The sequence below is a fragment of the Pseudomonas salomonii genome (assembly GCF_900107155.1).
Classification (GTDB): domain Bacteria; phylum Pseudomonadota; class Gammaproteobacteria; order Pseudomonadales; family Pseudomonadaceae; genus Aquipseudomonas; species Aquipseudomonas salomonii.
Genome location: NZ_FNOX01000002.1, coordinates 361,775 through 374,893, shown reverse-complemented (window position 1 = coordinate 374,893; position 13,119 = coordinate 361,775). Strand labels below are relative to the sequence as shown.

General features: G+C 54.1%; 13 protein-coding genes and 1 pseudogene. 8 read left to right on the top strand and 6 right to left on the bottom strand.

Annotation, left to right across the window (positions count from 1 at the left end):
• Positions 1-61 precede the first annotated feature (61 nt).
• The 3 genes from BLV67_RS05690 (at position 62) to BLV67_RS05680 (ending at position 1,746) form a co-directional block, all read left to right on the top strand.
• A complete protein-coding gene (locus BLV67_RS05690) occupies positions 62-640 on the top strand; it encodes a TetR/AcrR family transcriptional regulator (RefSeq protein ID WP_069787681.1) in 579 nt (192 codons plus the stop codon).
• A 14-nt stretch (positions 641-654) separates the two neighbouring features.
• Positions 655-1,353: a DsbA family oxidoreductase gene (locus tag BLV67_RS05685; protein WP_069787680.1), complete on the top strand. Its 699-nt coding sequence runs from the start codon at positions 655-657 to the stop codon at positions 1,351-1,353.
• Between the two features lie 63 nt (positions 1,354-1,416).
• The gene (locus BLV67_RS05680; protein WP_069787679.1) at positions 1,417-1,746 is read left to right on the top strand and encodes a thioredoxin family protein; all 330 of its coding nucleotides are present in this window, start codon (positions 1,417-1,419) and stop codon (positions 1,744-1,746) included.
• A gap of 18 nt (positions 1,747-1,764) precedes the next feature.
• Here the strand turns inward: BLV67_RS05680 and kefC are convergent, their stop codons facing one another.
• The 5 genes from kefC to BLV67_RS05655 form a co-directional block, all read right to left on the bottom strand.
• Positions 1,765-3,606, bottom strand: a complete 1,842-nt coding sequence (gene kefC / locus BLV67_RS05675) for a glutathione-regulated potassium-efflux system protein KefC (protein WP_069787678.1) — start codon at positions 3,604-3,606, stop codon at positions 1,765-1,767.
• A gap of 1 nt (position 3,607) precedes the next feature.
• Positions 3,608-4,129, bottom strand: a complete 522-nt coding sequence (kefF, locus tag BLV67_RS05670; protein WP_069787677.1) for a glutathione-regulated potassium-efflux system oxidoreductase KefF — start codon at positions 4,127-4,129, stop codon at positions 3,608-3,610.
• A gap of 109 nt (positions 4,130-4,238) precedes the next feature.
• A complete protein-coding gene (locus BLV67_RS05665; protein ID WP_069787676.1) occupies positions 4,239-4,457 on the bottom strand; it encodes a tautomerase family protein in 219 nt (72 codons plus the stop codon).
• 48 nt (positions 4,458-4,505) lie between these two features.
• Complete coding sequence (locus tag BLV67_RS05660) at positions 4,506-5,612, bottom strand: alkene reductase (RefSeq protein ID WP_069787675.1); 1,107 nt, start codon at positions 5,610-5,612, stop codon at positions 4,506-4,508.
• Between the two features lie 42 nt (positions 5,613-5,654).
• A complete protein-coding gene (locus BLV67_RS05655) occupies positions 5,655-5,987 on the bottom strand; it encodes a carboxymuconolactone decarboxylase family protein (RefSeq protein ID WP_069787674.1) in 333 nt (110 codons plus the stop codon).
• A 776-nt stretch (positions 5,988-6,763) separates the two neighbouring features.
• On the opposite strand from BLV67_RS05655, the pseudogene BLV67_RS33605 reads away from it, so the two are divergent.
• Positions 6,764-6,979: pseudogene (locus BLV67_RS33605) on the top strand (hypothetical protein); the annotation flags it as partial.
• A 15-nt stretch (positions 6,980-6,994) separates the two neighbouring features.
• Here the strand turns inward: BLV67_RS33605 and metC are convergent.
• Positions 6,995-8,164, bottom strand: coding sequence for a cystathionine beta-lyase (gene metC / locus BLV67_RS05650; protein ID WP_069787673.1), 1,170 nt, complete (start codon positions 8,162-8,164; stop codon positions 6,995-6,997).
• A gap of 370 nt (positions 8,165-8,534) precedes the next feature.
• On the opposite strand from metC, the gene BLV67_RS05645 reads away from it, so the two are divergent.
• The 4 genes from BLV67_RS05645 to BLV67_RS05630 all read left to right on the top strand — a co-directional run bounded on the left by BLV67_RS05645 (position 8,535) and on the right by BLV67_RS05630 (position 13,078).
• Entirely contained in the window at positions 8,535-10,016 is a 1,482-nt protein-coding gene (locus BLV67_RS05645; protein ID WP_069787672.1) for an amino acid permease, read from the top strand.
• A 108-nt stretch (positions 10,017-10,124) separates the two neighbouring features.
• A complete protein-coding gene (locus BLV67_RS05640; RefSeq protein WP_069787671.1) occupies positions 10,125-10,697 on the top strand; it encodes a TetR/AcrR family transcriptional regulator in 573 nt (190 codons plus the stop codon).
• A gap of 780 nt (positions 10,698-11,477) precedes the next feature.
• Positions 11,478-12,107: a c-type cytochrome gene (locus BLV67_RS05635; RefSeq protein ID WP_373873644.1), complete on the top strand. Its 630-nt coding sequence runs from the start codon at positions 11,478-11,480 to the stop codon at positions 12,105-12,107.
• Positions 12,104-13,078, top strand: coding sequence for a c-type cytochrome (locus BLV67_RS05630; RefSeq protein WP_069787670.1), 975 nt, complete (start codon positions 12,104-12,106; stop codon positions 13,076-13,078). The genes BLV67_RS05635 and BLV67_RS05630 overlap by 4 nt, the downstream gene beginning before the upstream one ends.
• The last annotated feature ends 41 nt before the right edge of the window (positions 13,079-13,119 follow it).

Genomic DNA, 13,119 nt, shown 5'->3' with positions numbered 1-13,119 from the left:
AGTTTCACGCCTTTACCGATGAACGGTGAAGGCGGCTGAAGGCTGGCTACAGGAGTCTTAAATGTCCATCACGACCAAAGCTGCGCTACTCAATGCCGCAGAAACGCATATGCGTTCCAAAGGCTATTCAGCATTCAGCTACGCCGATCTTGCGATGCAAATTGGCATCAGAAAAGCCAGTATCCATCATCACTTCCCGACCAAGGAGTGCCTGGGCGCGGAGCTGATCAAGGATTATATCGCTCGCTTCAATGAGACTCTGGCATCAATCGAAGCCATGCATGCCGATCCACTGCAGCGCCTGCGTGCGTTCTCCCGGCTTTTCGTTATCAGCGCCAATGACGGGCTGTTGCCGCTATGTGGTGCGCTGGCGGCAGAAATGGCGGCGTTGCCATTGTCGCTGCAAGGGCTTACTCGGGATTTCTTTGAATCCCAGCTCGACTGGCTGCAAAGCACGCTCAATGACGCGGCTCGGCAGCACAGCTGGTCGTTGAACAAGCCTGTGCAAGTGTACGCCTTCATGTTGCTGAGCACGTTGGAAGGCGCAAGCCTTATCAACTGGACATTGGGCCGATCAGCCGATCCGTTGGCTGGCTTCAACCATTTGCTTGAGACGCTGGCCGGGTCTCAATTTCTTTGAATACAGGATAAATGATGCAAGCCCCTTCGAAAAAATATGTAGTCGATATCTGGTCTGATTATGTGTGCCCCTGGTGCTGGATTGCCAAGCGTCGATTCGAGAAAGCGCTTGATCAGTTTGCTGAGAAAGGCCAGGTACAGATCAACATCAGAGCGTATCGCCTGGCGGCAAACCACGCGCCAGAGCCGATGATTGCGGCACTTAAACGCAAGCTTGGTAGTTCCAGTTCGGCTGAGGCGATGATCAGCATGGTAAGTCAATATGGTCGGGCCGACGGCTTGGACTACCGCTTTGACACCATGCTGTTTGGTGATACCACACAGGCCCACGTACTGGTCAAGGCCGTCACAGACGCCGATGTGAAAAAACACCTGGTGGAAGCGCTGTACGAGCAAAGCACCACTCACGGGCAATCACTGTTTGATCAAGGCAGCCTGGAAGCCATTGCTCGGGCGGCCGGTGTATCGGATGAGTCGATCCGACTGGCGGAGTCATCCGTTGAGCTGCGTGTGGAGATGGAAGAGGACGAGCACATCGCCGCGCAACTGGGTTCCGGCGTTCCGCTGTTTGTCTTCAATAATGCGTTCTCGTTATCGGGCGCCCAGCCTGAGGCCGCGTTTCTTGAAGCGCTGAATAAAATGCAGACAAAGGCCAGAGTCAACGATGACGCGTTCATTGGCCAGGCCTGCGGGATCGATGGTTGCAAAATTTGATTGGCAATGGTCATGCGGCCCTTAAACCGGCCGCCTGCCCATCGCCTTAAACAGGAGGTCCAAATGAGCCGTATCGTTGAGTTGAATGCCCCACAATTCGCCCGCTTTGTGGCCAAAGGCAGTAGCGTCGTGCTGTTTTCGGCGTCTTGGTGCAAGCCTTGCCAAGAAATGAAACCGGTCTTCAATGCCTTGGAAGAAAAACTTCATGCGCTGGCTGCGTTTGGCAAGATCGATGTGGCGGTGTCTCCGACCATTGCGCAAATGTACGGCATCCGCGCGGTGCCATCCCTGGCGGTTTTCCATGAGGGCCGATTGTTGCGAGTCATGGCCGGATCCCGGTCGATCGGCGCCATGAAAAAAGCGATTCTCGCAGAGCTGGAAGAGGCGGCCTGACCCGGCTGTCCCTCAGGGCTATGGTTGATCTGCCTTGCGGTCCTGTTCATCGCTTGGGTGTGGATTGGCGCCGATCCAGTTAACGATGGGATGCGCGCGGTCTTCGTTGAAGATTTCCGTCAACAGTGCGTTGGCCCGTTTGTAGGCGTCGTACTTGTATTCGGTATCCTCCACCGGTTGTGCAGCCATTTCCTCAAGCATCTCAAGATTCAGCCGACGGAATCGATCCGCTCGCTCGCGGGCTTCGTATCGCCCAATGCCCAGGTACTCCAGCGCCCTGCGTCCCAAGGACAGCGCACTTTCGAAGGTTTCCCGCTCAACCGCCTCGATGCCCATCTGGCGCAAGGTAATGATGTGGCCCATTTCGCGCGCGCGCACCACCAACCTCAAGTCAGGGAAGTGCTCCTGGGCCAGTTGGGTCAGTCTCAAGTTGTCGGCCTGATCGTCGATGGCGTTGATCAGCACCACCGCCTGGTCAGCGCCGGCGGCATGTAATAAATCCAGACGAGTAGCATCCCCGTAAAACACCTTGACGCCGAATTTGCGCAGCGTCTCGATATGGTCGGGGTCGTGATCCAGCACCACTACCTCAAAGCCGCAAGACATCAGCAAGCGACCGGCGACCTGGCCGAATCGCCCGAAGCCGGCGATGATCACCCGCGGATTTTTCTGGTCGATCGTGTCGGCGTCCCCATCGGCCTGTTTGCCGGAGGATTCCTGGCGGTTAAGCAGCAGAATCAGCAACGGCGTGACACACATGGACAAGGCTACAGCTAGTGTCAGGCTTTTCCCCCACGGGTCGACCAGAATTCCCGCCACCGTTGCAGCGCCAAACACGACGAACGCAAATTCACTGCCCTGGCCGAGAAACACCGCCTGCCAGGAGCGCTGGTCAGCGGGAACATTCAGGAAGCGCCCGAGCAGTTTGATCACCAGCAGCTTGATCACTATAAAGCCCAGAGTCAGGGTCAAGACCATCAGCGGTGCATTGATCAGCGTGCCGAAGTCGATCGACATACCTACGCCGATAAAGAACAAGCCGAGCAGTAGTCCCTTGAACGGCTCGATGTCGCTTTCCAGGGCGTGCCGGTATTCGGAGCTGGCCAACAGCACGCCGGCAAGAAAGGCGCCCATGGCCATCGACAAACCGGCTTCTTCCAGCAGAAAGCCGAACCCGAACACCAGAAACAGCGCCACGGCGCTGAAGATTTCGCGCAATCCGGAGCGCGCCACGAAGCGCAACACCGGGCGGGAAACGTACTGGCCTAACACGACGACCGCGCCGATCGCCCCGACGATTTTGGCGACCGATATCGCCAGTTCTGCACCCGATGGCGTGCCACCATGTGCCGCCAGCAGTGGAATCATTGCCACCAGCGGAATGGCCGCGATGTCCTGGAACAGCAGCACGGCAAAACTGCTACGGCCCACGGCGGTCGAGGTCATGTTGCGTTCGTTCATGGCTTGCATGGCGATTGCGGTCGACGACAGGCTCAGCGTCAAGCCGACCAACAGCGCTGCCGTCCAGTTCAAGCCCAATGCGACGCAAAACACCGCAATCGCCGCGCCACAGACCAGCATTTGCAAGGCGCCGCCGCCGAATACCATTCGGCGCATAGCCCAGAGCCGTTTCGGATCAAGTTCCAGGCCGATGATGAAAAGCATCAGTACGACGCCGATTTCGGCAAACTCCAAAATGGACTTCACATCCGTTACCAGCTTCAGCCCCCATGGGCCGATCAGGCAGCCGGCAATCAGGTAGCCGAGCACAGGGCCCAGCCCCAGTCGCACGGCAATCGGTACTATCAATGCCGCCGCACCCAGGTAAATGAGCATTTCAATCAGGCTGTGAGTTTCCATATCAATCTTCCTTGCCAGCGGTCAGGCGTGCGCTGTAGTGCTCGAGGTGTGTGTGCAGGGCAGTTGGGTCCGCGGTATACGCACCATGGAAAACCACAGGCTCCAGCCAGCGCATATGGCAATAGATAGCCGTAGCTTGCAGTGGCTGAGCCAGTACAGAAAAACCGGGATGGGCACCGATGCCGAAGTGATCCTCGTCGCCGCCGGTCGTAACTGCCCACAACAGAGGTTTGTCTTTAAGCGCATGGGCGTGTTTGCCGTAGGCCCAGCCATGGGTGAATACATTATCGATCCACAATTTCATCAGGGGAGGGTAGCTGTACCAGTACATTGGATGTTGCAGCACTACCAGGTCAGCCTTTTCAACCGCCCGCTGTTCGGCCTCGACGTCGATGTTGAAGTCGGGATAAAGCGCGTAGAGGGAGCGGATGACGACATCAGGATGAGTGGCTGCCTGCTTGAGCATGGCCGCGTTTACCGTGGATTTGTCCGGGTACGGGTGAGCATAAATGATCAGAATCATTGAATATTCCACGATAAATCAGTGTTCATATAGAACGCAAAAACTCCCGGGTCGTTGGGCGTGATAACGCCCAACGACCCGGGAGTCGTTCATTAAGGGATGAGACCCCTTACTGGCCTTTTTGCAGTTTCAGTACTTCTTCAGCTGTAATGGGTTTGCCGCCAATGCCCCAATCGCCGCTCTTGACTTCCTCAAAGATGACCCAGGTGATGCCGCGCATGCTTTCACCTTCTACGGATACCATGGCGTCCGTCACTTTCTGAATGACTTCAGCTTTTTGCTGGTCGGTAAAAACGCCTTCAATACCTTTGATGGTAACGAGTGGCATGGTCTGCTCCTTAACGGTTGTGGTGAAAAAAAGTGATGCAATGAGCCATCAAGCGTTGGCTGCAGCATACTCAGGGTAGTCCGTGTAGCCTTTGGCTACTTGATCGCCGACAGCGTAGAACGTCGCGCGATCAGGTTCAGCCAATGGCCAGCCGTTTTGCATCCGCTCTACCAGATCCGGGTTAGCAATGTAGGCGGTGCCGAAGGCGATCAGGTCGAGCTCACCCTTGGCCAATTCAGACTCGGCGAGCGTTTGGGTAAAACCGCCGGCGGCCATTAAGGTACCTTTATACGCTTCACGGAATGCGGCACCGAAACCCGGTGGCGTTTGCGCGGCGACGATGGTCGGCTGGTAGTTCAGGTGAACGAACGCTAGTTCGCGTTCATTCAGCGCGGCCGCCATGCTCATCCAGGTTTCTTCTTCGCCTTCGTAGACGCCGAAGTCGTACAAGCGACCAAACGGGGAGAAACGTACGCCAATTTTCGAGCCGCCAATTTCGGCAGCGATCGCGTCAATGGTTTCCAACAGGAATCGCTGGCGATTGGCAATTGAACCGCCGTACTGGTCGGTACGGGTGTTCAAAGCGCTGCTGAGGAACTGATCGAACAGAAAGCCATTAGCTGCCATGATTTCGATCCCGTCGAAACCGGCATCCATCGCGATGCGTGCGGATTTCACAAAGTCAGCGATGACACGTTTCACTTCGTTGGTTTCCAACGCACGCGGCACGCTGGGTTGTACCGGGCCGGTTTGGTCCGGTGTGGACCAGGCGTACACGGTGGTATCGACCGCCGGCTGAGTACCCGAAGAAACCGGAACGATGCCATGTACCGAAATGTGCGACATGCGGCCAACGTGCCACAGTTGCGCGAAAATTTTCCCGCCCTTGGCATGCACTGCGTCAGTTACTGGGCGCCAGCCTGCCAGGTGTTCCTCGGTATAAATCCCGGGGGTGTACAGGTAGCCACGGGCCTCGTCGGAAATCGGCAGGCCTTCGGTGATGAGCAAGCCAGCGGACGCGCGTTGTGCGTAGTACTGCGCGGTGAACGCGTTCGCGATGTTGTTCAGGGTACGGGTACGGGTCATCGGCGCCATGACCACGCGGTTTTTCAGCGCGGTACCGGACAGATCGTAAGGGGTGAACAGCTTAGTCATGATTGATCTCGACAGTGTTAAAGGTTGAAAGTCAGCGTTTACTTACGACTTATCGAACGCGTCCAGCACGTGAGTGCTGTAGACGAGTGCGGCGCCGGCATTCATGTTGATTGCCACGCTCAAGGCTTCGGCCACTTCTTCACTGGTAACGCCAAGCTTCTTGGCTTCGGCAGCGTGAAAAGCGATACAACCGTCGCAACGAGTGGTCACGGCCACGGCCAGAGAGATCAGCTCGCGGGTCTTGGCGTCCAGGTGGTTGGTCTTGCCACCGGCGGCACCGAGTGCAGCCATGCCTTTCATGGTTTCTGGAGACAGAGCGTTGAGTTCTACCAGGCGAGCGTTGATGTCTTTGCGGGTTTGGGTCCAGTCTTTCATAGGATTCTCACAAAACAAGTAGGGTGGTGGATGGCGGGCTTCTTGGAATGTGGTAACAAGCTACCATCCAGTTGGTAGGCTTGCAACGTTTATTCTGAAGATATTTACTATCCGTATAATCGAAGGTGCTGAAAACGCGCTGAAAGACAGTGTAAGGCAGTGACATGACCGAAGCGTTAACCGTTTGCCCTGAGCCGTCGAGAGCGTTTTCGGCAGGTTATTGATTTGTTTTAACCCGCAGTTTTTTGAGCAGCCGCTGGTATCACTGCACGTTTAAACCTTGAAACCGCCTACCAGTTTGTTCACGTTTATCGCCAGGCTCGATAGCTCGCTGCAAGCGATGGCCGCCTGGCTGGCTCCCGCTGCACTTTGGGTCGAAAGCATCGGTGATGCTGACCCGATTGCGGTACACCTTTCTGGCAGGCCTGCACCACCGCAATCGAGTTTGTCGCCATGTCGGTACTCAGTTGCATCGCACTCACAGTGAGGATCGACTTGCTTTGGATCGCTTTGTCATCGCTGCGGTTTCTTCGGTCGAAAGTTGAGTGCTATGGGCAAGTGCCCTGACTTCAACGGCCGCGACTGCAAATTTGCCCATTGATCAGCCGCCGATCGCTTCTATGGTCGACTGTTTTGGTCGTGGATTTGTGGGGCCGCGCGAACTTGCCAGGCGCAGAGGGCCGGTGTTGATCCAGCCAGCCAGCCACTCCCCATCCATTTGGATTCGATCGCATGTTCAGCCTCGCGCAGTGCAGGTCTGGAGCCCAATGCTGAAGGCCGAAGTGATGAGGCTGCGGCCTATCGTCTTGGCCAAGTTTACCTGCATCATCGGCCTGTGCCGTTGATGCTGTTCGCGGGCAGGGATGGCGATCACCCTCATGGGCGGGCTTTCGTTGGGTCCACTGGTGATGTTCGGGCGGATTCCGGTGCCGTATGAAGTGCTGTTCGCAACCTTGCCTGCGCTGGTCAGGCGCAGCCAAAGAAGTGTATGAAAAACCAGCAGCCTGTCAGCTGTTTAACCTGTTGAAGCGCTCAAAGCCTTGTTCCAGGTCGGCGATAAGGTCTTCCGGGTCTTCCAGGCCAATGTGCAGTCGCACAAGATGGCCATCATGCTCCCAGGTTGTCGCGCTTCTGACTGCTTTAGGGTCTGTAAGCATCGCCAGGCTTTCATAGCCGCCCCACGAGTAACCGATTGAAAACAGCGACAAGTTGTCCAGCAGTGCATCGGCCGCTGCTTGGGTCGCGGGCTTGGTCAGAAAAGACAACAGTCCGGAGGCGCCCTTGAAATCTCTTTTCCATAGTTCATGCTGAGGGTGGGATTCGAGGGCCGGGTAGTAAACCGCCGTAACGTCGCCATGGCTTTCCAGCCAGCGGGCCACGATCATCGCGTTTTTGTAATGTCGTTCAAGTCTTACATCCAGGGTTCGCATGCCGCGAAGCGCCAGTGACACGTCGTCAGGGCTGACGAACAAGCCCATATTGAAGTGGTATTTTTTCAGGCGGTCCCAGGCTCTCTCTGAGGCCGAGACCGTTCCCAGCACCGCGTCAGAGTGGCCGACGATGTACTTTGTGGCGGCCATGATCGAAAGATCCACACCCAGTTCCAGCGCAGGATGGTAGAGCGGGGTACCCCAGGTGTTGTCTGCGATCACCAATACGTCATGTGCATGGGCGACCTTGGCGATGGCGGGGATGTCCTGTATTTCCAGGGTCAAGGACCCAGGCGACTCGAGGTAAATGGCCTTGGTGTTAGGTTTGATGAGCGCCGCGATCTCGGAGCCGATCGTCGGGTCGTAGAACGATACTTCGATGCCAAGGCGCCGCCCCACGTCATCGGCAAAAGCCCTTATCGGCGAATACACATTGTCGGCAACCAGCAGGTGATCCCCCGTACCGACCACAGACAATATGGCTGTCGTACATGCGTTGAGACCTGAAGGGCAAAGCACAGTGCCTTGCGCACCTTCAAGTTGGGTCAGGGCCTGGGTCAGCGCCTGCGTCGAGGGGTTGTTCCATCGGCCGTAGATATATTTCTGACGGCCTTCACGCATGTCCTCGCAGGTAGGAAATACGACGGTCGAACCTCGATAAACCGGCGTGTTCACGAAACCATGATGCTGGTCGGGCTCGATTGATGCGTGGGCGAGCAGCGTTTGTACGTTTTTATAAGGCTTCATACGACCGTCCAATGTTTGTCCTAGTGGGGGGGCTGGTCGCGGCTAAGGCGACGATATCAGAGTAATTCACACGATATTTAAATGTCTACCATTTGGTTGGCAAATTATTTTTCGCCATAAAAAACAATAACATGGTCGCACATGTTAAATATTTATTGCATGGCTATCATGTGGATGGTAGTTTTTTTGTTGTCCGGCGTTTCTAGTGGTTGTTTGGCCAGGCGAGAGTCGGAGTTATACAAGAGGCGTGCGGGAGAGGCATGGCGCCTGACAAAGTGATGATGAGGAACGTTTATCTGAACTTTTTAAGGTACACAAAAAGTAGGCGTTTCGATAAATAAAAAAAGCACATTAATCGCTCGGGTGGATTATGAAAAAAAATAATACCTTTCCAAAAGACCGTGGTTTCAAAGGCAGGCCCGCGAACCGGGCAGATTGGCTGGACGCCCACGAAAGTGGCTACTCAAAAAATTTGAAAAAACGCCATGTACAGATGATGGCATTGGGCGGTGCTATTGGCACCGGTTTGTTCTTGGGCGCAGGGGCCAGGCTACAAATTGCTGGTCCGTCGCTGGCCGTTGTTTATTTGGTCTGTGGCATCTTTGCGTTCTTCATCTTGCGAGCCTTGGGCGAGTTGGTAATGCACCGCCCGAGTTGTGGCAGTTTTGTCTCATACACTCGAGAGTTCATGGGAGAAGGCGCTTCTTTCGTGGCGGGATGGATGTATTTTCTGGTGTGGGCATTAACGGGCGTCGTTGATATAACTGCCATCGCTATTTACATGAAGTACTGGAGTATATTTTCTGACGTTCCACAGTGGGTGTTTGCATTGAGTGCCCTGGGTGTGGTGACCGTGATGAATATGGTCGGAGTGAAATGGTTCGGCGAAATGGAATTCTGGTTTGCGGTCATAAAGGTTGCGGCGATCAGTGTCTTCCTGGTTATAGGTTCGTTTTTCTTTGCCACCGGCCATGCGGTGGGAGGCACTATCCCAGGCTTGCACTTGATTACCGAGAATGGCGGGATATTCCCCCATGGGCTATTGCCGGCAATTATCATCGTGCAAGGCGTGATATTTGCGTATGCGAGCATCGAACTGGTGGGTACCGCTGCAGGTGAGACGGCGGATGCACGGCGCGTAATTCCTAAGGCGATCAATGGCGTGATCTGGCGTATCGGCCTGTTTTACGTGGGCTCGGTATTTTTGCTGGTGACCGTTTTGCCGTGGACTGCCTACAGCGCTAACGTCAGCCCCTTTGTCACCTTTTTCGAGGCGCTCGGCATTCCTGGCATCGGTTCCGTCATGAACATTGTCGTGATGACTGCCGCGCTCTCAAGCCTAAACTCCGGTTTGTATGCAACAGGGCGGGTGTTGCGATCATTGGCCATGGGCGGGTCTGCGCCGAAAATGTTCAAACGCATGAGCACCCAGGGCGTTCCTTATATGGGGATTCTGGTCACCATGGTCATTAACGTCATTGGAGTGGGGTTGAACTTTCTCATGCCTGCTCAACTCTTCGAGTTGTTATTGAACTTGGTGTCGCTGGGGATATTGTCGACGTGGGCGTTTATTGTTTTGTCACAAATAAACTACCGTCGAGCAGTTAAAAGAGGGGAGGTAGAAATGGTGACTTTTAAAATGCCTGGCGCGCCATTTACGTCATGGCTGACGCTTATTTTCCTCGGTGTGGTGTTGGTGCTGTTGGGACTCGATTATCCAAACGGGACTTATACTGTCTTGTCTATTCCCTTGGTGGCGATCGCGCTGTCGTTGGGATGGTGGAAGGTGGTCCGCTCCAGAACAAACGAATCATTAGATGTCAATGCTCATCCTAATCAAGCAGGCGTATAAGAAATGAACGATAAGAGGCCGAAGTCGTGGTGGCCTCTTATCGTGATGAGTTGAACCAGTGCGCCGGCGCAGTGAGTATTATCGCACTAATAAATATAGGTAAGCGCCATGAGCACACGAACTGATCTTTTAGTTACTGCCGAGTTATTGTTACGAACAAAAGGCTATGCAGCATTCAGCTATGCCGATTTAGCCGATGAAGTTGGTATTAAAAAAGCCAGTATTCATCATCATTTTCCAACTAAAGAACATTTGGGGGCCGCGGTCATCGAGAGTTATCTTTTTAGGTTTAAAAAAAAGCTGACATTAATTAACGAAGACAGCGCTGATGTGCTGGCGCGCTTGAAAAATTTTTCTGAGTTTTTCATTGACAGCTCCAACAGTGGCGCATTACCGCTGTGTGGCGCACTTGCCGCTGAGCTGTCGGTACTGCCGGAGGCCCTTAAACAATTGACCCGACAATTTTTTGAAGTGCACCTTGCTTGGTTAAAAAACAATTTGGCGCTCGGGCAGTCGTTAAACGTCATCAAAGCAGAACTAGATCCCGAGGCGCTGGCAAGGGCGTTATTGAGCGTGCTGGAAGGCGGTAGTTTTGTTGCATGGGCGCTCAGTGAGAAGGTGACGGATCTGGTTGGGTTTAATTTGATTTTGAATAGTAGTGTCGTGCCAGGCCGGACCTGAAGGCCATCGTTAAGCATTCCCGCGATGTAGCCGCCCAGTTGCATCGCGGGGCAACGGGTTGATGAGTAAGCACCGCGTCTAGGTGTTCAACGGGCTTGCGGCTGTAGCTTTCGTTGAGCTGGCGTTGGGATTCAGTCGCGATCATGTCGAACACCAACGAGGAATGTCCTGAACCGGACACGCCGGTGACCACTGTGATGCAGTGCTTGAGGACCTTCAAAGTGAAGCTGCGCAGATTATTGTGCAGGCGCCAATGATATCCATGCCCTAGTACGGGGCAGGTTCCGGACCCGCAGCTTTGGCTCGTTGGAGCGGACCGCAGTGAAGACGATCCAGAATCGCGAGCACTCGCTTTGGCGATTGCCCGTCTGAGCGAGTGGAAGATTCGGCTCGACTCTGCGCGCACTTGTCTCCATGGAATTACGGGTAGTAGAGGCGCAGCACAAGCGATCACTGATATGAGCCGCTGCAATAGTGGGAAGCGGATGTTGCAGATATGCGCACTGAGGCTCCTCGTGCGATTTCAGATCTGACGGGGCCGCGCGACGCTTCCAAGTACCGGGATGGGAGGAGGGACTCGACCCTCAAAGTGGTGAGGGAACAAATTGACAATATTTTTTTTTGGCATAAGTATATTCACAAAAATCATAACAGCGCGGTATGTCGCTATTTAGCTCTTTCACCTAGGGCACAAATAGTTGGATCGCACTGTGAATGAGCCAATAAAAAAGGATTCAAAAAATCGTGAGTCTTTCAACAAAATTCTGTCTCAAGACCAGCATTAGTGCCTGCGTAGTTGTGCTGGCGACCGGAGCAAACGCCGAGTCCCTAGGTCAGAAAATCTACACTCAAGGAGGCGAGTCACCTGCAGCAGTGGCTTGCGCTACCTGTCATTCTACCAATGGGATGGGCAACAACAGCGCAGGATTTCCTCGTCTTGCGGGCTTGCCGCAGGGTTATTTGGCCAAGCAACTTGAAGATTTTCGCTCTGGAAAGCGGGCCAATGCCGTGATGCAACCCATCGCATTGGCGCTTAAAAATACTGAAGGTGAGGCTGTTGCCCGCTACTTAAATGCATTAGTTGTCGATGCTCCGAGTGTCGGGTTGAATTCCACAGGTAGTCTGGGCAGTGTCGCTGAAAAACTGGTGAAGCAAGGAGACTGGAGTCGCAATATTCCTGCATGTGTGGCTTGTCACGGGGTGAGTAACACTGGCGTGGGAGAAAGCTTTCCCCCGCTTGTTGGCCAGTCCAGTGCCTACATCGCGGCGCAGCTAAATGCTTGGCGCAGTGGAACGCGAGAGAATGACCCAAATGAACTAATGAGCCATATCGCACGTTCGTTGAGCGACACCGAAGTTCAAGATTTGTCAGTCTATTTGGCCAGTTTGGGCAGTGAGGTTAAGCAATGAAATTTCCAGCGAAAATACTGCTCACTATTGCCATAGCTGTGCCACTTCTGGTTGCGAAAACGTTGTATGAAGAACGCGACATGGCTTCGACGATCAAGGATTCGGTCGGACCACAACGTGATGCGAATGCTCAAAACCACGCCATCGTGGCGGTTGATGCGGTTTCGCCTTCTGTATTTACCCCGCCGCAAGAAATGGACCTACCAGACAATGCCTTCGGGGTGCTGGTAAGGGAGGGCCGTGATATTTTTGTCAATACTCAAAAAAATGCTGCTGAATATGTTGGCAATGGTCTTAACTGCAGTAATTGTCACCTCGATCAAGGTCGTAAGGCGGAATCTGCCCCTCTGTGGGGAGCTTATGGCATGTACCCCGCCTATCGAAAAAAGAATAACAAAGTGAATACGTTTACCGAACGGATGCAGGGTTGCTTCGAATTCAGCATGAACGGCAAGGCTCCCTCCAGTGATAGTCATGTAATGAAAGCGCTCGGCACCTATGCCTATTGGCTGGCGACCAAGGCGCCGGTGGGCGAGAACCTTCCAGGGCGCCTCTATCCTGTTATCTCCGCACCTGAAAAAGGCTTTGATCTGGCTAAGGGGAAACAGATATATGTTGAACAATGTTCAATCTGCCATGGAGTGGAGGGACAGGGCCAGAAGTCCTTGGGAACGTTTGTATTTCCGCCGCTTTGGGGACGGGACTCTTACAACTGGGGGGCTGGGATGCACCGCATCAATACTGCGGCCGGTTTTATCAAGCAAAATATGCCTCTAGGTAAGGGCGGCTCTCTGACGGATGAGGAAGCTTGGCATGTGGCTGCATACATCAATAGTCATGAGCGGCCTCAGGATCCTCGTCTGGTCGATGGATCCATTGAAAAGACCCGAAAAAAGTATCACGAAGGTGACGGTGTAAATTTATATGGAGAGTCTGTTAATGGTGTGATACTGGGGCAAGGTATCAACTAGCCGGATTAGCGCTAGCCGCGGCGCCGTGGGTAAGCAAAGCC